The organism is Agromyces sp. NPDC058104, from assembly GCF_042884835.1.
Taxonomy (GTDB): domain Bacteria; phylum Actinomycetota; class Actinomycetes; order Actinomycetales; family Microbacteriaceae; genus Agromyces.
Map to the genome: position 1 here is coordinate 1,499,085 of NZ_JBHVTD010000001.1, position 18,125 is coordinate 1,517,209.

Annotated in this window: 15 protein-coding genes and 1 pseudogene; 8 read left to right on the top strand and 8 right to left on the bottom strand. The window is 67.7% G+C overall.

Translation table 11 applies throughout. The features are described 5' to 3' along the window. The first annotated feature begins 180 nt into the window (after window positions 1–180). The 4 genes from trxB (at window position 181) to ACFVTH_RS07145 (ending at window position 4,145) form a co-directional block, all read left to right on the top strand. Window positions 181–1,155: a thioredoxin-disulfide reductase gene (gene trxB, locus ACFVTH_RS07130; protein ID WP_387088313.1), complete on the top strand. Its 975-nt coding sequence runs from the start codon at window positions 181–183 to the stop codon at window positions 1,153–1,155. Window positions 1,156–1,243: 88 nt separating this feature from the next. Further along, on the top strand, window positions 1,244–1,567 hold the full coding sequence (gene trxA, locus ACFVTH_RS07135; RefSeq protein WP_157423773.1) for a thioredoxin: 324 nt from the start codon (window positions 1,244–1,246) through the stop codon (window positions 1,565–1,567). A gap of 200 nt (window positions 1,568–1,767) precedes the next feature. Beyond that, window positions 1,768–3,120 (top strand): PLP-dependent aminotransferase family protein, encoded by a 1,353-nt coding sequence (locus ACFVTH_RS07140; protein ID WP_387088316.1) that lies wholly within the window; start codon window positions 1,768–1,770, stop codon window positions 3,118–3,120. A 47-nt stretch (window positions 3,121–3,167) separates the two neighbouring features. After that, window positions 3,168–4,145 carry a D-alanine--D-alanine ligase gene (locus tag ACFVTH_RS07145; protein WP_387088319.1) on the top strand — a complete coding sequence of 326 codons (978 nt, stop codon included), beginning with the start codon at window positions 3,168–3,170 and terminating at the stop codon, window positions 4,143–4,145. A gap of 110 nt (window positions 4,146–4,255) precedes the next feature. On the opposite strand, the gene ACFVTH_RS07150 is transcribed toward ACFVTH_RS07145, so the two are convergent. The 8 genes and pseudogenes from ACFVTH_RS07150 to rpmH form a co-directional block, all read right to left on the bottom strand. Then, window positions 4,256–5,242, bottom strand: a complete 987-nt coding sequence (locus tag ACFVTH_RS07150) for a ParB/RepB/Spo0J family partition protein (RefSeq protein ID WP_387088321.1) — start codon at window positions 5,240–5,242, stop codon at window positions 4,256–4,258. Then, a complete protein-coding gene (locus ACFVTH_RS07155; RefSeq protein WP_387088777.1) occupies window positions 5,242–6,135 on the bottom strand; it encodes a ParA family protein in 894 nt (297 codons plus the stop codon). Before ACFVTH_RS07155 ends, ACFVTH_RS07150 begins: the two co-directional genes overlap by 1 nt. 3,424 nt (window positions 6,136–9,559) lie before the next feature. Then, window positions 9,560–10,195: a 16S rRNA (guanine(527)-N(7))-methyltransferase RsmG gene (gene rsmG / locus ACFVTH_RS07160; protein WP_387088324.1), complete on the bottom strand. Its 636-nt coding sequence runs from the start codon at window positions 10,193–10,195 to the stop codon at window positions 9,560–9,562. Between the two features lie 16 nt (window positions 10,196–10,211). Next, the gene (locus ACFVTH_RS07165) at window positions 10,212–10,709 is read right to left on the bottom strand and encodes a protein jag (RefSeq protein WP_386941419.1); all 498 of its coding nucleotides are present in this window, start codon (window positions 10,707–10,709) and stop codon (window positions 10,212–10,214) included. 2 nt (window positions 10,710–10,711) lie between these two features. Then, window positions 10,712–11,680 (bottom strand): membrane protein insertase YidC, encoded by a 969-nt coding sequence (gene yidC / locus ACFVTH_RS07170; protein WP_387088327.1) that lies wholly within the window; start codon window positions 11,678–11,680, stop codon window positions 10,712–10,714. A gap of 170 nt (window positions 11,681–11,850) precedes the next feature. Continuing rightward, a pseudogene (yidD, locus tag ACFVTH_RS07175) lies at window positions 11,851–12,141 on the bottom strand (membrane protein insertion efficiency factor YidD); the annotation flags it as partial. 1 nt (window position 12,142) lies between these two features. Further along, window positions 12,143–12,499 (bottom strand): ribonuclease P protein component, encoded by a 357-nt coding sequence (rnpA, locus tag ACFVTH_RS07180; RefSeq protein ID WP_386941421.1) that lies wholly within the window; start codon window positions 12,497–12,499, stop codon window positions 12,143–12,145. A 7-nt stretch (window positions 12,500–12,506) separates the two neighbouring features. After that, window positions 12,507–12,644, bottom strand: coding sequence for a 50S ribosomal protein L34 (gene rpmH / locus ACFVTH_RS07185; RefSeq protein ID WP_022889115.1), 138 nt, complete (start codon window positions 12,642–12,644; stop codon window positions 12,507–12,509). 440 nt (window positions 12,645–13,084) lie between these two features. Between rpmH and dnaA the strand changes: the two genes are divergently transcribed. From dnaA to ACFVTH_RS07205, 4 genes are all read left to right on the top strand, one after another. Next, window positions 13,085–14,506: a chromosomal replication initiator protein DnaA gene (gene dnaA / locus ACFVTH_RS07190; protein ID WP_387088330.1), complete on the top strand. Its 1,422-nt coding sequence runs from the start codon at window positions 13,085–13,087 to the stop codon at window positions 14,504–14,506. A gap of 465 nt (window positions 14,507–14,971) precedes the next feature. Continuing rightward, complete coding sequence (gene dnaN, locus ACFVTH_RS07195; protein WP_387088333.1) at window positions 14,972–16,123, top strand: DNA polymerase III subunit beta; 1,152 nt, start codon at window positions 14,972–14,974, stop codon at window positions 16,121–16,123. Between the two features lie 161 nt (window positions 16,124–16,284). Then, window positions 16,285–17,532 carry a DNA replication/repair protein RecF gene (recF, locus tag ACFVTH_RS07200; protein WP_387088336.1) on the top strand — a complete coding sequence of 416 codons (1,248 nt, stop codon included), beginning with the start codon at window positions 16,285–16,287 and terminating at the stop codon, window positions 17,530–17,532. Continuing rightward, the gene (locus tag ACFVTH_RS07205; RefSeq protein ID WP_387088339.1) at window positions 17,525–18,016 is read left to right on the top strand and encodes a DUF721 domain-containing protein; all 492 of its coding nucleotides are present in this window, start codon (window positions 17,525–17,527) and stop codon (window positions 18,014–18,016) included. The genes recF and ACFVTH_RS07205 overlap by 8 nt, the downstream gene beginning before the upstream one ends. Window positions 18,017–18,125: the final 109 nt, after the last annotated feature.

Genomic DNA, 18,125 nt, shown 5'->3' on the forward strand with positions numbered 1-18,125 from the left:
CCCGATCCGGCACCGGGCGCGGTCACCACGCGACCGGCCGAGCACGGGCCATCCGTCACACGCCCGTAGGGGCGAGGCGGCTGGAATACCGGCCGCCTAGACTGTGTTGACCATGGCGTGACCTCCGGACTCCGGGGGCCGCACCACATGCAGCACCGCTGAGAGCATCAAGGAGCATCGTTGCGCGACATCATCATCATCGGTTCGGGCCCGGCCGGCTTCACCGCCGCGATCTACGCCGCCCGCGCGCAGCTCAACCCCCTGCTCATCGCGAGCTCGGTCGAGATCGGCGGCGAGCTCATGAACACCACCGAGGTCGAGAACTACCCGGGCTTCCCCGAGGGCATCATGGGCCCCGACCTCATGACGAACTTCCAGCAGCAGGCCGAGCGCTTCGGCACCGAGGTCGTCTACGACGACGTCGTCGAACTCGAGCTCGACGGCCCGGTCAAGCGCGTCAAGCTGGGCAACGGCGACACCCACGAGGCCGCCGCCGTCATCTACGCGACCGGATCGGCGTACCGCAAGCTCGGCCTGCCAGAAGAAGAGGTGCTGTCGGGCCACGGACTCTCGTGGTGCGCGACCTGCGACGGCTTCTTCTTCCGCCAGAAGACGATCGCGGTCGTCGGCGGCGGCGACTCGGCGATGGAGGAGGCGACCTTCCTCACTCGCTTCGCCGACAAGGTCTACGTGATCCACCGCCGCGACACGCTCAAGGCGTCGAAGATCATGCAGCAGCGCGCCTTCGACAACGAGAAGATCGAGTTCATCTGGAATGCCGAGATCGCGGCCATCCACGGCACCGAGGCGGTCACCGGCGTCACCCTGCGCGACACCGTGAACGGCGAGGAGCGCGGACTCGATCTCGACGGCCTGTTCGTCGCGATCGGCAACGACCCCCGCACCCACCTCGTGCACGGCAAGCTCGACCTGACCGCCGAGGGCACCATTGCGGTCGAAGGCCGCAGCTCGCGCACGAGCGTCACCGGCGTGTTCGCCGCGGGCGACGTCATCGACCCGAACTACCGCCAGGCGATCACCGCCGCGGGCTCCGGTGCCGCTGCGGCGCTCGACGCCGAACACTACCTCGCCGCGCTCGGCAACGAGAACGCCGCGGAGGCAGTGCTCGAGAACGAGTTCGCCGTCGTCAAGTGAGACGGCACGGGCTCCGGCGCACACGATCCTCGATCGACCGAGCCCTCGTTTCTTCAGCTTCCACTGAACTTCATCTAAGGAGAACGCAATGTCCGCACGTGCAGTGACCGAGGCCACCTTCGAGCAGGAGGTCCTCAAGAACGACAAGCCCGTCATCGTCGACTTCTGGGCCGAGTGGTGCGGCCCGTGCCGCGCCGTGAGCCCGATCCTCGACCAGATCGCGACCGAGCACGCCGACAAGATCGACATCGTCAAGCTGAACGTCGACGAGCACCCGAACCTCGCGATGAAGTACCAGATCACCGCGATCCCCGCGTTCAAGGTGTTCAAGGGCGGCGAAGTCGTGCAGAGCTTCGTGGGCGCCAAGCCCAAGCCGGCCCTCGAGGCCGACCTCGCCGCCTACATCGCGTAGTCGGCGGTCGATTCGTACGAAGACCCGTCCGGCGAATGCCGGGCGGGTCTTTTCGTGAGGCCGACCTCGCCGCCTACATCGCGTAGTCGGCGGTCGATTCGTACGAAGACCCGTCCGGCGAAAGCCGGGCGGGTCTTTCGCATACCCACGACGGAGGCCATGCGTCATCCGGTCATTTCGCCGGTTCACCGGCAACTAGCATGGAAATCCCGAGCAGAACGGAACTCGCAGTGACCTCTGACGGCGTCCCCCAGCGGACCGGCAACAACCTCGACCCCTGGTACGCGAACTACGCCGAGCGAGCCGCCGGCCTGGCCGCCTCCGAGGTTCGAGCCCTGTTCGCCGTCGCGTCGCGCCCCGAGGTGGTCTCGCTCGCCGGCGGCATGCCGTTCGTCTCCGCGCTCCCACAGGACCTGATCGTCTCCTCGATGGACAAGGTCATGCGCGAGCAGGGCCCGACCGCGCTGCAATACGGCTCTGGTCAGGGAATTCCCGCCCTCCGCGAGCAGATTCTCGACGTCATGGCGATCGAGGGCATCCGCGGCAACGTCGACGACGTCGTGACCGCCACCGGCTCGCAGCAGGCGCTCGACCTCGTCGCCAAGCTCTTCCTCGACCCGGGCGATGTCGTACTCGCCGAGGCGCCGTCGTATGTCGGAGCCATGGGTGTGTTTCGCTCGTACCAGGCGAACGTGGTGCACGTCGCCATGGATGAGCACGGCCTGATTCCCGAGGCCCTCCGGCAGACGATCGCCCACCTGCGCGGGCAGGGCCGGCGCATCAAGTTCCTCTACACGATCCCGAACTTCCACAACCCGGCCGGCGTGACGCTGTCGGCCGAGCGCCGTCCCGAGATCCTCGAGGTCTGCCGCAGCAACGAGATCCTCGTGCTGGAGGACAACCCGTACGGCCTGCTGCACTTCGACGAGCCGGCCCCGAACGCGCTGCGATCCCTCGACGCCGAGGGCGTCATCTATCTGGGTTCCTTCTCGAAGACCCTCGCACCGGGATTCCGCGTCGGATGGGCCCTCGCGCCGCACGCCATCCGCGAGAAGCTCATCCTCGCCGCCGAGTCCGCGATCCTCTCGCCGTCCTCATTCAGCCAGCTCGTCGTCTCGGAGTACCTCGCGACCGCTGATTGGCGCGCGCAGATCGACACCTTCCGCGGGGTCTACCGCGAACGCAAGGACGCGATGATCGAAGCGCTGGGGGAGTACCTGCCGCAGCTCTCGTGGACCAACCCGAACGGCGGCTTCTACGTCTGGGTCACCATGCCCGACATGCTCGACTCGAAGCAGATGCTGCCGCGCGCGGTGAAGGAGCTCGTCGCGTACACTCCGGGCACCGCCTTCTTCGCCGACGGTCGCGGCCGCCACGCGATGCGGCTGTCGTTCTGCTATCCGACGCCCGAGGCGATCCGGCTCGGCATCCGCCGACTCGCGACCGTCGTCAACGGCGAACTCGACCTGCTCGACACCTTCGCCGGAACGGGCACGCTGCAGCTGCCGCCGACCGCCGGGTACGAGTCGGCACCGCCGTCCGACCTCAAGTAGACCTCGACACTCGACCCACCCCCTCGCTGAGCGGAGAATCCCTGATCATGAGCGAATCCAACGGATTGCACGTCGTCGTTCTCGCGGGTGGCATCTCGCATGAGCGGGATGTCTCGCTGCGCTCCGGCCGCCGCGTCGCCGACGCCCTGACCGCGGCCGGCCATCGCGTGACGTTGCGCGATCCCGATGCCGGACTCCTCCCGTTCCTGGCGAGCGAACGACCCGACGTCGTGTTCCCCGCCCTGCACGGGTCGAGCGGTGAGGATGGTTCGCTGCTCGATCTTCTCGCGGCGCTCGGCGTCGCGTCGGTCGGCTCGTCGGGGCAGGCCGCCCGTCGCGCCTGGTCGAAACCCGTCGCGAGTTCGCTGCTGGCCGAGGCGGGGGTCGCGGTGCCCGAGTCGATCGTGCTCTCGCACGAGGCGTTCCGAGAGCTCGGCGCGTCGAGCGTGCTGCGGGTCGTGCGTGAGAAGCTCGCCGGCGAGCTCGTCGTGAAACCCGCATCGGGCGGATCGGCACAGGGCGTCACCATCGTCGAGACGACCGACGAACTTCCCCGAGCCATGGTCGAAGCGTTCACCTACGCCGATGTCGCGGTCGTCGAGCGACGCATCGTCGGCACCGAGATCGCCGTCACGGTCATCGACACCGGCGACGGCCCGACGACCCTGCCCGCGGTCGAGATCGAGCCGACGACCGGCATCTACGGATTCCAGGCTCGCTACAACGCGGGGGAGACGACGTTCTATGCGCCGTCGCGCCTCGGCGAGACCGAGCTCACTGCGGTGACCGACGCAGCGATCCTCGGGCACCGCACCCTCGGCCTGCGCGACCTGTCTCGAATCGACTTCATCGTGGATGCCTCGGGCACCCCCTGGTTCCTCGAGGCCAACGTGCTGCCCGGTCTCACCGAGACCTCGCTCGTGCCGCTCGCGATCGAGGCATCAGGATCGGACGCGGCATCGATCTACGGCGAACTCGTTCGTGCCGCACACGCTCGGACGGTCTCGGAATCCTCCGCCGCCTGAACTGAAATACGAGAACGGGGGTGGCTTCGGCCACCCCCGTTCTCGTGTTTCGCGACTCCCGAAATCGACGGTTTCAGTTCGTCAGGAGCGATCCTGCGACGGATTCCGGATCAGACGCCGTCGAGTTTCTCGCCGAGTTCGCTCAGGATCCGGCGCAAGTCCTGAACGGTTGCGAAATCGATGCTGATCTGGCCTTTTCGTGCCCCGAGCGCGATCTTCACGCGAGTGTTGAGCCGATCCCCGAGTCGCGTTGCCAGATCGTCGAGGAAGTCCTGGCGCTTGCCGGCCGACGGCTTGAGGCGCGACGCCTTCGGCGCCTTCGTCGCGATCGACTCGGCAGCGCGCACCGAGAGCTCCTCGTTCACGATCTTGTCGGCGAAGCGCTGCATCTCATCGGCGTCGCCGACCGAGAGAATCGCACGGGCGTGGCCCGCGGTCAGCACACCCGCGGCGACGCGCAACTGCACCGGCTCGGGCAGCTTGAGGAGGCGAAGCGTGTTCGAGATCTGCGGGCGCGACCGACCGATGCGGCTCGCGAGCTCCTCCTGCGTGATGCCGAAATCTGAGAGGAGCTGCTGGTAGGCCGAAGCCTCTTCGAGCGGGTTGAGCTGCGATCGGTGGAGGTTCTCGAGAAGGGCATCGCGCAGCATGTCCTCGTTCGCGGTGTCCTTGACGACAGCCGGAATCGTGTCGAGGCCGGCGGCCTTCGTCGCACGAAGCCGACGCTCACCCATGACGAGTTCGTACTTGCCCGCCTGGTCGGGGTGCGGGCGAACGACGATCGGCTGGAGCACGCCGAACTCGCGCACGCTGTGAACCAGCTCGGCCAGGTCTTCGGGGTCGAAGACACTGCGCGGCTGCACGGCGTTGGGCACGATGTCGTTCGGATCGAGGCGCGCGAGACGCGCGCCGGGCACCGCGACGAGACCCTCGGTCTCGGCCGCCTGCTCGACGACGGCGACCGCCACGGGGGAGGGGGAGGCCGAATCGGAGTCGGGGAAGAAGACATCGACCGGCCGGCTCGCGCGCGCTGCGTCGTCACCGCTCGGGATCAGTGCGCCGATGCCACGGCCCAGTCCGGTTCGCTTGCTTGCCATCAGTTCGACTCCTCAGGGGTTGCCGCGCCACGACGGGCGATCTCTGCGGCGGCTTCTCGGTAGGAAAGGGATCCGGTCGACGCGAAGTCGTAGCTGATCACGCTCTGCCCGTAGCTGGGGGCTTCGGAGACCCGCACCGATCGCGGAATGATCGTCTGCAACGTCTGCACCGGGAAGTGATCGCGTACCTCCTGCGCGACCTGCTGGGCGAGGTTGGTACGGGAGTCGTACATCGTCAGCAGGATCGTGGAGAGACGGAGCTCGGGATTGAGGTGCTTCTCGATCAGCTCGATGTTGCTGAGCAACTGCGAGAGGCCCTCGAGCGCGTAGTACTCGCACTGGATCGGGATCAGCACCTCGCGCGCTGCGACGAATGCGTTGATCGTCAGCAGTCCCAGCGACGGCGGGCAGTCGATGAAGACGTAGTCGTACGCACGCTCCATCGTGGCCAGGTGCGTGTCGAGTGCGCGCCGGAGGCGCTGTTCCCGGGCGACGAGCGAGACGAGCTCGATCTCGGCGCCCGCGAGGTGAATCGTCGCCGGAACGCAGTCGAGCTGCTCATGTTCAGTGGATGGGCGAATGACCTCGGCGAGCGGAAGGTCGGCGACGAGCACCTCGTAGACGCTCTTCTGCTCGGAGCGATGGTCGACGCCGAGGGCCGTGGAGGCGTTGCCCTGCGGGTCGAGATCGATGACCAGCACCTTCGCGCCCGAACGTGCGAGCGCCGCAGCCAAGTTGACGGCTGTCGTGGTCTTGCCGACGCCGCCCTTCTGGTTCGAGATGGTGAGCACGCGCGTGGCGGGCGGCAGCGGCAGCACCGATTCCTCGAGCGCGATGCGCCGACGGGTCTCGTCGGCAAGTTCGTAAGCCAGGGGAGTTCCTCCGTGATCGATCGATGTTTCACGTGAAACATCGGGGGCGGTGATCGGCTGGGCCGGCGCGGGCGCCACCGATTCCATGGGGATCTGTTCCGGCGAAGCCGGAGAATTTTCTGCGATCTCGCCGGTCTGCGCAGACAGTTCGACTTCAGGCGCAGCCTGGGGCTCCTCGTGCGATGCGGGCGGTTCCAGCCGGAGAGGGTGGGGCGGCACCGTGGCAGGCTCGGCCTCGGACGCGGGTGCAGCCTCGGCGACGGCCCTGACCGGGGTCTCGGTCGCAGCGGCGGTCTCGGTCGCAGGGGTCTCGGTCGCAGCGGCCGTCTCGATCGCGGTCCCATCGTCGAGGGCGCTGACGTGATCGGCGCTCGTCGCGACCGCAGTGCGAACCGCTTCGGACTCGGCCTCGCCCGACGCAGGCGGTGATTCCACACTGATCGGGGCCGTCTGCAGCGCTGATGCCGTGTCGACGGCAGCATCACCGACGATCTCCCGAATGAGGTCTTCGAGCAGCCGATCTGCCCCGTGCGCGTGGTCTACTCCGTGCGGCGCCGAAGCACCGCCATCGGCCGCATCATCCGAAAGTGCCGCCGCGGTCGCGGCGTCCCAGTCGATACCGGGGGAGGGGACCGGTCGAGGTGCCGGTTCCACGGAAGGAGCGAAGACAGGTACTTCGGGGCGGACGGGAGGGTCGTCACTCTGCATCACAGGAGCATCAGGCGCGCTCACCGGTGGTGGCTGCTCGGCCGTGACGACGTCGGCCTCATCGGGTCGGCCGGCGGCGCTGCTCGATTCGGCGACCGTGTCGACCTGCTGGGGGCGTTTGCGATGAAACCATCCACGTCCCCCGCCAGGTGTCATGCCCTCTGCTCCAAACCGATGATGCGCCGTGGCCCCGTTTCGTGGGCTCGACCCGAGAGACAAGCCTAACCGCCCCGACTGTCTTCAGTGGGCTGAAAGCACCGCTTCGTGGAGCGAAGTTCGCGAGATGGCGTCGCTGGGGAGGTGTTGACCAGAACGTAGCTCCGCCTCTCATCGATGACGCGATCGCGAGCGATGTTTCACGTGAAACATCGTGCCGAGACACCAGGACCCCGCCGATCGGGGTCCGCCTTGCTCGCAACGGCGACGCGACAGCCCGTGGCAGCTCGAGGTGTCATCACGGGTTGAGCGATGTAACCGTTCCCTCGAGCATCCGGCGGGCGAACACTCTCACGGCGTCCGCTGATCTGCCTCTGCGTCGGGGCAGCCGTCTTCGCAAGTGACTCTCGGAGGAGCGCCGGGCCACCCTCTCATCCCGAGGCGCCCCTCGGCAGAGTGCGAGGACGGCGACCCTGCGGTGTTCCGCCGCTACGCTGCAGCCATTCGATCAGATGGCGCCACTCCGGCATCGCGTCGGGCGGTGGAACATCCGGTCGGCGATCCAGCGTGCGCTCGCATTCCGTCACGAGAGCAAGCGCAGCCCCCACGGATGCCCGCTGAGTCGAGAACGTCCGCTGAGTCGAGGACGTCCGCTGCGGACGATGGGATCCTCGCCCAATCCGGCGCCCCCGATACCAGTCGCATCAGCCCGAGTGCTCCTGAACACGTCAGTCCAGAAGACGGATGGATGCCCCACATCGGAGCGGGTTCGACAGGCCGGGGGCATCGGGCGCTTCAACAGACCTCCACAGACTCTTTCGCGCACTGGCGAGAAGAACCACGCGGGGGTATGGGCGGATAAGCGCGCTCGGCGGGCGCCCGGCGCACGAGCGGGGGGGGCGCACCGACGCACGATCGGCGGGCACCGCACGATCGGCGGGCACGCACGATCGGATGGCACCGCACGATCGGCGGGCGCCGCCCACGAAGACCCGCCCGGATGAAGGACGGCAGCCTCCAGGCGCATCGACGGCAGGCTGGCAGAGCGAACGCCGAAGCTACCCAAGCGGAGACTGCCGCAGGCCCCCGACCGGAGACAGGGCCAGAGCGGAGACGGCCGCAGGACCCAGACCGGAAGCGCAACCGAGAACGAGCCCCTGCCCGCCAGCACCGGTGGGAGCGGTACCGACGTGCGGCGGGGAGCCGAGGCAGTCGGGTTTGCGCGAACGAGGGCGGAACCTGAATGGGAAGCTGACCCCCCGGGGAGCCAAGGCAGGGCCCGAGACGGCATCCGAGTCGGAGCGGGAGCGAGCATGAGCCGGAGCCGAAGCTGGAGCGGGAGCGTGGGAGCGAACCGGCACCGGAGCGCGTCGGAAGAACCCGCAGCGGAGCTTGAGGGAAAGGAAGACAACCAGGACCAGCATCTGTGGGCCGGTGGGGGCGCGACTCAGGTTCAGCCCTCGACTCAGAATCGAGACTGTGACGACGTCGCCCGCGCCTCGATCGTCGGTGAAGGCGGAGTGAGCCCGGCCCGCATCCCCAACCGATCCCACAGAGCTCCTCGGAGGCCACGGCCATCGTGGCCTCCTCGCCGGAAGGGCGATCCAGAGCAGAAGGAGAAGGGTTCGCAGCGAGCGATTCCCACAGCGAGCACCGCGGCCCGAGCGGGCACCCACATCCGCAGCTCAGCAAGACTCGGGGGACTGGGCGAACTCGGAGCGCGGAGCGGGAGCACGGGCGAAGGGGAAGACCGAAGGATCGGACCCGGATGGCAGCAGGGACACGAGCGCAAGCAGACGGCCTCCGGCGAGAAGCGGCGCCTGCGGAGACGACAGTTGGACAACCGGTGCACCTGTGCAGTCGACTACCTGTTCCCGCGACGTACATGCTCTATCGAGTGACCCGATGTCGGCCGGGGGGCACCCATCACGACGTCGTCGACAGGAGGTGCCACCGAGCCACCCGTGAACCCCAGCTCACCTCGCCCTACAGTGGCCGAACCGACACGAGTTCGGAGTCACCGAGCAACGAGCAGACGCCGACACCACGTCACCGAACTGACGCACCGAACCCGGGCATCTGGAGCGGTCGAACCCCTTGGGCCCTTCGCTTCACCCGGAGTGTTTCACGTGAAACATCAGCCGCGTTCATAAGCCCTGCCGGTTCACCGACCTTGCAGAGCACCGGCCGGCCGGCACACCCTGCCCTCGAAGGAGGTGCGTTCACGGCGATGCGCCGCATCCGCGAACCAAGAATGTCAGCCGATCCAATACTGGCGGGTCCGGCGCTGGGATCCGCCCGAGGCTGGACTCGCAACGGCAGACGCAGAACAGCTCGCGCGGATTGAACGCTACGAGCCGCAACCCCGACCCCTACCCCGAACTCAACCCCGACCCCGGACCCCGGACCCCGACCTCGACGACGACGACACTCTCCGGATCTCCTCGTCTCACCCGCACCGCCTCGCGAACCAGCAGGCCGACCTACCCACACACGCCGACCCCAAGCCGAAAGCGAAGGGCACCGTTTCACGTGAAACGGTGCCCTTCGCGGTGAGCTACGGGATGCTGACGAAGTCGAGTCAGTCGACCTTGGCGCGGAAGACCCGGGTCACCTCGGAGTCGGGGACGACGCCCTCTCCGAGCACGAGCACCTCGACCTCGCTCAGCTTGTACTTGCGGATGACCTTCTCGGCCGCACCGATCTCGCCGTCGACGCCGGCGCCCTTCATGAGCACCAGCTCGCCGCCGGCCCGAAGCAGGGGAGCGGTCACGGGAATCAGCGTGCGCAGGGCGCTCACGGCACGCGCCGTCACCTGGTCGAGCGAGTCGCCGAGCTTCGACTGTTCAGCGCGTGCCCGCACGACGGTGACGTTCGCGAGCTCGAGCTCCTCGGCCTGGCGCTCGAGCCAGGCCACGCGGCGCTCCATCGGCTCGATCAGGGTGAACTCGACATCGGGTCGCATGATGGCGAGCACGAGTCCGGGCAGGCCGGCGCCGGACCCGACGTCACCGACACGGCCGGGCCGGAGCAGCTGTGCGACGAGCGCACTGTTCAGCACGTGCCTGGTCCACAGCCGGGGCAGCTCGAGCGGACCGATGAGTCCGAGCTCCTCACCATGCCGCGCAAGCGCTGCCGTAAAGGCGCGCCCCTGCTCGAGGTGCGGGCCGAAGAGCTCGGCAGCCGCGGCAGGTTCGGGTTCGAGTCCGTCGATCATCGTGCCGTGCGCGTCGTCAGGCGCCGCGGGTGATGACGGTGTGCCGGTCAGCACCCTCGCCGCGCGACTCCGAGTGGAAGCCATGCTCGGCCACGAGATCGTGCACGAGCTTGCGCTCGTACGACGACATCGGGGGGAGCGACGCCTCGGCGGAGCCGGCCTCGATGCGTTCGACCGCGCGGGTCACGAGCGAGGCGAGCTCGTCGCGACGAGCGTCGCGCGAGCCGCCGATGTCGAGGATCAGGCGGGAGAAGGCACCGGTCTTCGTCTGCACGGCGAGGCGCGTGAGCTCCTGCAGGGCGCTGACGGTGTCGGGCTTCGAGAGGAGGTTGAGGTTCGCGCCTTCGCCGGCGTTCACCGAGATGTAGGCCCTGCCGTTGCGCGCGTCGATGTCGATGTCACCGTCGAGGTCGGTGATGTCGAGCAGCTCCTCGATGTAGTCGGCGGCGATGTCGCCCTCTTCTTCGAGCTGCGAGGTCGAACGCTCGGAGGCGTCGTGCTGCACGTCGGTCATGGTTACTTCCCCTGCTTCTTGGCGCGCGACTTGCCCATGGGCTGCTGGCGCTGAGTCTTCTTGGGCTCTTCGACGGCGATGGCGCCCTCGGCCTTCTCCTCCACGACGAGCTTGCCCTTCTTCGCAAGGCGAGCCTCGCGTGCCTTGGCGGCGTCGCTGCCGGGCGTGGGCATGTTGCGGATGACGACGAACTGCTGACCCATGGTCCAGAAGTTCGAGACGAGCCAGTAGAACATGACGCCGAGCGGGAACGCGACACCCGAGAAGGCGAACACGAGGGGGAGCAGGTACAGGAGGATGCGCTGCTGACGGAACATGGGGCTCGCCTTGGTCTCGGGCGACATGTTCTTCGAGACGATCTGCAGCTGGGTGATGAACTGCGAGGCGGTCATGAGGATGATCATCGCGAGGGCGATCAGCATGACGTTGAGGCTGAAGGGCATGCCCGCGACCATGAGATTCCACTCGCCGATGAAGGTCGACTTCAGCGGCGCACCGAGGAACTCGGCGTTGGCGAAGGAGTTCGCGAGGTCCTGCGTGAAGACGCCGACGCCGGCCTTGTCGTGCTGCGCGTCGTTGAGCACCGAGAACAGGCCGAAGAAGATCGGCATCTGCAGCAGCAGGGGAAGGCACGAGGAGAGCGGGTTGGTGCCCGTCTTCTTGTAGAGCTCCATGGTCTCGCGCGACATGGCCTCGCGCGAGTACTGGTCCTTCTTGCCCTTGTACTTGTCCTGGATCTTCTTGAGCTGCGGTGCCACCTCGAGCATGCGGCGCTGGCTCTTGATCTGCCGGACGAAGATCGGGATGAGCGCGGCGCGAACGACGATGACCAGGCCGACGATCGAGAGCACCCAGGTGGCGCCCGCGTTCGGGTCCATGCCGATAAAGGTCCACAGGGAGTGGAACGCGACGAGGATCAGCTCGATGACCCACTTGATGGGCCAGAGGATCAGGCTGATGATATCGGGCATGAGGCGGGTCAGTCCTTCCGGGACATGGTGGGGGAGGCGGTGACGATCGCCGCGTCGTCGCGGGTCGAAGACTGAGCCGGCTCGAGGCCGGTGGATGCCACGTGGTGGACGTGATCGTGGGGGTGCGCGTGCGGCGCGGAGCCCGAGGCATCCGCGTGGACCCACGCCGCCGGAACGACCCAGCCGAAGCGGGTGACCCGGTAGCGCTGGTGGCGGGCGGCGCGCACATCGTCGATGCCGCCGGGCGACCAGGGGTTGCAGCGGAGAATCCGCCACGCGGTGAGGGCCGAGCCCACGAGGAGCCCTCGCTGCTGCACGGAACCGAGTCCGTACGCCGAGCAGGAGGGGTAGTAGCGACAGACGTCGCCGTAGAGGGGGGAGATCAGCGCGCGGTAGCCGCGGATGAGCAGTACGCCGGCGTTCCGGGGAACGAGCGCCACGAAGAGCAGTGCGTCACGCATGTCATCCGCCCTTCACCCGGTCTCGGACGCGGCGGTCCGAGCAGGCGCCGATCACTTCGGAGCGAAGCGCCTCCCAGTCGGCGGCGGCCGCGGACGGCAGCGCGCGCACGACGATGTCGACTCCGCTGAAGCCGTCGCCGAGCACCTCGTGGCACGCGGCCTTGAGCCGGCGGCGGACGAGGTTGCGGCGGACGGCTCCGCCGACCTTCTTCGACACGATGAAGCCGAAGCGCGCGTCGGTGCCCGACTCCCGTGAGCGCACGTAGCTCACGGTGTGGGCACCGGCGACCTTCGCACCACGGCGCACGATGACTCGGTAGTCGTCGGCGTTCGTGATGCGATTGGCTTTGGCGAGCACCGAAGAACTATGCGGAGAGTTCGGTGCGGCCCTTGGCGCGGCGTGCCGACAGGATGGCACGGCCCGCGCGGGTGCGCATGCGAAGGCGGAAGCCGTGCTTCTTGGCACGACGACGGTTGTTCGGCTGGAACGTACGCTTGCTCATTCTTCTTCTCCGGCTGGTCGAATCTCCTCGCCGGGAAGTGGCTGCGACAGGTGCTGCAGCTCGGCGGCGGGAAAACTGGGTGCCCGAAAGGGCTGGGTCAACTGATTAAAACTACGGCCTCGCACGCGAACGGTCAAACCGAGCCGCCGAGATCGAGGTGCAGATCGAACCCGACAGTATCCCGTGAACCTCGACATCACCTGTGGACCGACACGCCGACACGATCGAATCCTCGAATCGGCATTTGTCGGCGGGGCCTTCCTCGGATAGCGTTTGACACCAGTTATCCCCAGCTTCGTGCGCGGAAACACGGGCAAGTCCCCGAATCTCCCCACAGGGGGTGGATAACACTGTGAACACTCGCCTCGCGCCGCTTGCTTTCGTCGATGGGGGATCGATGAGCGGCACACGAGACCACCAGAACCTGATTGCGGGGAACGATGACAGAACAGCCCATTTCCGACACTTGGGCGACGATCCTCGATCGACTGTCAGACGACGACGCGATCACCCCGATGCTGCAGGGGTTCCTCAACCTGGTCGAGCCGAAGGGCATCGCGGCCGGCACCTTCTACCTCGAGGTCCCCAACGACTTCACCGCGAGCATGCTGAACCAGCGCATGCGGGTCTCGCTCCTCTCCGCGATGAGCGCCGTCGAGGCGCCCTCGCCGGTAACCTCCTTCTACGTGGTGGTGAACCCCGAGCTCGAGGAGACGGTGCGCGCGGCCGAGACGCAGCCCGGGTACGGCACTGAGCCCGACCCCGTCGAGCTCCCCGCCTCCCCGCAGTCGGTCTTCGAGAACACGAGCCCGGTCTCCTCGCGCGACACCCGGCTGAATCCGAAGTACGCGTTCGAGAGCTTCGTCATCGGACAGTCGAACCGGTTCGCCCACGCCGCAGCGGTCGCCGTGGCCGAGGCGCCGGCGAAGGCGTACAACCCGCTGTTCATCTACGGCGACTCGGGGCTCGGCAAGACCCACCTCCTCCACGCCATCGGCCACTACGCGATGAGCCTCTACCCCGGCATCCGGGTGCGGTACGTCTCGTCGGAGGAGTTCACGAACGACTTCATCAACTCGATCGCGAACAACCGCGGTTCCCTCTTCCAGCAGCGGTACCGCAACATCGACATCCTGCTCATCGACGACATCCAGTTCCTGCAGGGCAAGGCGGAGACGCAGGAGGCGTTCTTCCACACCTTCAACACCCTGCACGACCACAACAAGCAGGTCGTCATCACCTCGGATGTCCCGCCGAAGCACCTGACCGGCTTCGAGGACCGCATGCGCAGCCGATTCGAGTGGGGCCTGATCACCGACGTCCAGGCGCCCGACCTCGAGACCCGCATCGCGATCCTCCGCAAGAAGGCGCAGTCCGAACGGCTCCAGGTGCCCGACGACATCCTCGAGTACATGGCATCGAAGGTGTCCTCGAACATCCGCGAACTCGAGGGCACCCTCATCCGCGTGACCGCATTCGCGAGCCTCAACCGCACCCCGGTCGACATGCCCCTGGTGCAGACCGTCCTGAAGGACCTCATCACCGACGACTCCGACAACGTGGTCGCGCCGGTCGACATCATCACGGCGACGGCCGACTACTTCAAGCTCACGGTCGACGACCTGTACGGCTCGAGCCGATCGCAGGCGGTGGCGACCGCCCGGCAGATCGCGATGTACCTCTGCCGCGAGCTCACGAACCTGTCGCTGCCGAAGATCGGCCAGCTGTTCGGCAACCGCGATCACACGACGGTGATGTACGCGAACAAGAAGATCTCGGAGCTCATGAAGGAGCGCCGCTCGATCTACAACCAGGTCACCGAGCTCACCGCGCGCATCAAGCAGACGACGCGCTACCGCTGAGCCGATCGGCCGAACCTGCCGTCCGACACGCCCGGAACGGTCTCTGCAGCGACCCTGCAGACCGATCTCAGCACGCTTCCCACAGTTGTGGAGAACCTGTGGATTGTTAACGAGCAACCGCCTGAGGACTGTTGAGACGCGTCGCCGGCCTGTGCAGAACGGTGTGCTGCGTTCCGATCGGCGTCGATGGGACCGGCATCGAATCCACACACCGTGCACAGATCGAATGGCCCGCGATCGGCGTCGTTCCGCGGGTCTCCGAACACCATCCACAGTTTCCACAACGGTTAACACCGTTAAGAGAGAGTTGTTTAAGGGGCGATTCCCACAACCTCGTCGTCGGCGAGCGTCGAGCGGGGGCTCGATCGAGCTCGCCCGGCCGCACGAGCGGCGGATTCTCCGACGCCGTCAACAGTCGTGCGGATAGCATGGGAGCCACCAAGCGACATCCACGACGGGAGAACCGTGAAGTTCCAGGTCAACCGCGACGTCTTCAGTGAGGCCGTGTCCTTCGCCGTGAAGCTGCTTCCGCAGCGCACGACGCTGCCGATCCTCTCCGGCGTCCTCATCAAGGCGACCACCGACGGGCTCGTGCTGTCCTCCTTCGACTACGAGGTGTCCTCGCAGACCGAGATCCAGGCCGACGTCGAAGAGCCCGGCACCGTGCTCGTCTCCGGTCGTCTCCTGGCCGAGATCGCCGGCCGGCTGCCGAACGCGCCCGTCCGCATCTCGACCGAGGAGAGCCGGATCTCGGTGAGCTGCGGCTCCGCGAGCTTCACGCTGCTCTCGATGCCGGTCGAGGAGTACCCGTCGATCCCCGAGATCGGCGAGCAGTCCGGTCTCGTCCCCGCCGAGGAGTTCGCGGCCGCGGTCGCCCAGGTCGCCGTCGCCGCCTCGCGCGACGACGTCACCCCGGTCATCACGGGCGTCCAGCTCGAGGTGCGCGAGAACAGCCTCGGTCTCGTCGCGACCGACCGCTACCGCGTCGCCGTGCGCGAGATCGACTGGGACGGCGGCAACGTCGCCGCTGGCGACGAGGCGATCACCGCACTCGTCCCGGCCCGCACGCTGCAGGAGGTCGGCAAGACGCTCGGCAACGCCGGCAACATCTCCGTGGCGATCACCAGCCGCGACGACCGCGAGCTCATCGCCTTCAGCGCCGACAAGAAGACCGTCACGTCACTGCTCATCAAGGGCAACTTCCCGCCCGTGCGCCGCCTCTTCCCCGAGACGGTCGACAACTACGCCGTGATGAACACCGCAGACCTCATCGAGGCGACCCGTCGTGTCGCGCTCGTCCTCGAGCGCGAGGCGGCGCTGCGGTACAGCTTCACCGCCGACGGCCTCACCCTCGAGGCGATCGGCTCCGAGCAGGCCCAGGCGTCGGAGTCGATCGACGCCATCCTGACCGGTGACGACACCGTCGTGTCACTGAAGCCCCAGTTCCTCCTCGACGGACTCGGCGCCGTGCACTCGGAGTTCGTGCGCATCTCGTTCACGAAGACCGAGAACCCGAACAAGCCCGGCCCCGTGCTGATCACGAGCCAGACCTCGCGCGAGCAGGCCGGCGCCGACAGCTACCGCTACCTGCTGCAGCCCAACCTGCTGCTGCGCTGAGGTCTCGGCGCCGCGCGGAGCTGGCCCGATCGTCGACGGCTCGTGTCGCTTCGACGGTCGACGATCGGGTTGGATGCCACGTGCCACGTGCCACGTGCCACGTGCCGCGGTGTCGGCGGCCGCCGGTAGCGTAGGCGTGGTCGAACGAGAGGAGCGGTGCCGTGCACGTCGCCCGACTCTCGCTCACCGACTACCGCAACTACGAGCGGGCCGAGCTCGAGCTCGGCCCCGGAGCGACCGTGCTCGTGGGCCGCAACGGCCAGGGCAAGACCAACCTCGTCGAGTCGATCGGCTATCTCGCGACGCTCGGCTCGCACCGGGTCTCCGGTGATCAGGCGCTGATCCGGGCGGGTGCCGACGCGGCGATCGTCCGGGCGCTGCTCGCCCACGGCGACCGCGAGCTGCTCGTCGAGCTGCAGCTCAACCGCCAGGGCGCCAACCGGGCTCAGCTCAACCGATCGCCCGTGAAGACCCGCGAGCTGCCCCGCTACGCGCACAGTGTGCTGTTCGCGCCAGAAGACCTCGCAATCGTCCGCGGCGAACCGGGCGTCCGCCGGCGCATGCTCGACGAGCTGCTCGTGCAGCGCACTCCGCGTCTCGGCGGGGTGATGGCCGACTACGACCGGGTGCTGAAGCAGCGCAACACGCTGCTGAAGAGCGCCCGGGCTCGAGGGCTCGCCGCAGACAGGCTCACGACGCTCGACATCTGGGACGAACGGCTCGTGGCGCTCGGGTCCGAGCTCATCGACCAGCGCCTCGCGCTCGTCGGCGAACTCGGAGAGCCCGTCGCGGCGGCCTACCGTTCCATCGTCGACGCCGATCACCGTCCGGAGCTCCGGGCGGTGCTGTCGATCGACGGCGGCGATGCCGAGGCCGACGACGGTGCGCTCGATGCGGGCCCGGCCCCGTCGGGGTCGGGGCGATCGACCGCGCCGACGGCCGAGCGTTTCGCCGCGGCGCTCGCAGTGCTGCGCGCGAAGGAGCTCGAGCGCGGCGTCACGCTCGTCGGCCCGCACCGCGACGACGTCCTCCTCCTCCTCAACGGCCTGCCGGCGAAGGGCTACGCCAGCCACGGCGAGTCGTGGTCGTTCGCCCTCGCCCTGCGACTCGCCTCGGCAGAGCTGCTCCGCCGCGACTCGAGCACCGGCGATCCTGTGCTCGTGCTCGACGACGTGTTCGCCGAGCTCGACCGCCTCCGCCGTGAACGGCTCGCCGGCGCGATCGCCGGGTTCGAGCAGGTGCTCGTCACCGCGGCCGTCCTCGAAGACGTGCCGGCACCGCTCATCGCGCGTATCGTGCACATCGAGTCGGGGCGCATCGTGGGCACCTCCGACGACGACGGCACTGAGCCCGGCGCCGAGTCGGGCGCCGAGGCATCCGAGCGAGAGAGCGATCAGGCCGATGGCTGAGGCATCCGAGGCGGCGCGGGTGTACCGGCACTTCCGCGAGATCTTCGGCGGCGAGCCCCGGCTGCGGGCCGGGCGAGCGACCCGCGTCCGCACGCGCGACGACAGCGACAACCAGCCGTTCACCCCTGGGCGCGACCCGAAGGCGCTCGGCGCGACGCTCGACGGCCTGAGCGCGCAGCTCGGCTGGACTGGTCCGCTGTCGCAGCACGACGTGCTCGCCTCGTGGGCCGAGATCGTCGGCGAAGACACTGCGAGGCACTCCGAGGCCATCGCGATCGAGGGCGGGGTGCTGCAGGTCCGCTGCGAGTCGACGGCGTGGGCGACCCAGCTCCGGATGATGCGCACGCAGCTCGTCACCGAGATCGTCTCGAGGTACCCCGGAGCGGGTGTCGAGACCATCCGCTTCCAAGGGCCAGACGCCCCCACCTGGAAAAAGGGTCCCAGATCGGTTCCAGGGCGCGGTCCGCGCGATACCTACGGCTGAGAAGGCCAAAACGGTCACTGAACCTGATTCGTTGCGCGAGAGCGGCCTTTCACGGCCCTGCGCCACCGCCTCTTTGATAGGATCGAGAGTCGCCAGAACGACGGTTTGG

Bases quoted from the DNA above. Each gene is read 5' to 3' on its own strand.
- trxA (WP_157423773.1), top strand. From the start codon at position 1,244: ATGTCCGCACGTGCAGTGACCGAGGCCACCTTCGAGCAGGAGGTCCTC.
- ACFVTH_RS07140 (WP_387088316.1), top strand. From the start codon at position 1,768: ATGGAAATCCCGAGCAGAACGGAACTCGCAGTGACCTCTGACGGCGTC.
- ACFVTH_RS07145 (WP_387088319.1), top strand. From the start codon at position 3,168: ATGAGCGAATCCAACGGATTGCACGTCGTCGTTCTCGCGGGTGGCATC.
- ACFVTH_RS07150 (WP_387088321.1), bottom strand. From the start codon at position 5,242: ATGGCAAGCAAGCGAACCGGACTGGGCCGTGGCATCGGCGCACTGATC.
- rsmG (WP_387088324.1), bottom strand. From the start codon at position 10,195: ATGATCGACGGACTCGAACCCGAACCTGCCGCGGCTGCCGAGCTCTTC.
- ACFVTH_RS07165 (WP_386941419.1), bottom strand. From the start codon at position 10,709: ATGACCGACGTGCAGCACGACGCCTCCGAGCGTTCGACCTCGCAGCTC.
- yidC (WP_387088327.1), bottom strand. From the start codon at position 11,680: ATGCCCGATATCATCAGCCTGATCCTCTGGCCCATCAAGTGGGTCATC.
- rpmH (WP_022889115.1), bottom strand. From the start codon at position 12,644: ATGAGCAAGCGTACGTTCCAGCCGAACAACCGTCGTCGTGCCAAGAAG.
- dnaA (WP_387088330.1), top strand. From the start codon at position 13,085: ATGACAGAACAGCCCATTTCCGACACTTGGGCGACGATCCTCGATCGA.
- ACFVTH_RS07205 (WP_387088339.1), top strand. From the start codon at position 17,525: ATGGCTGAGGCATCCGAGGCGGCGCGGGTGTACCGGCACTTCCGCGAG.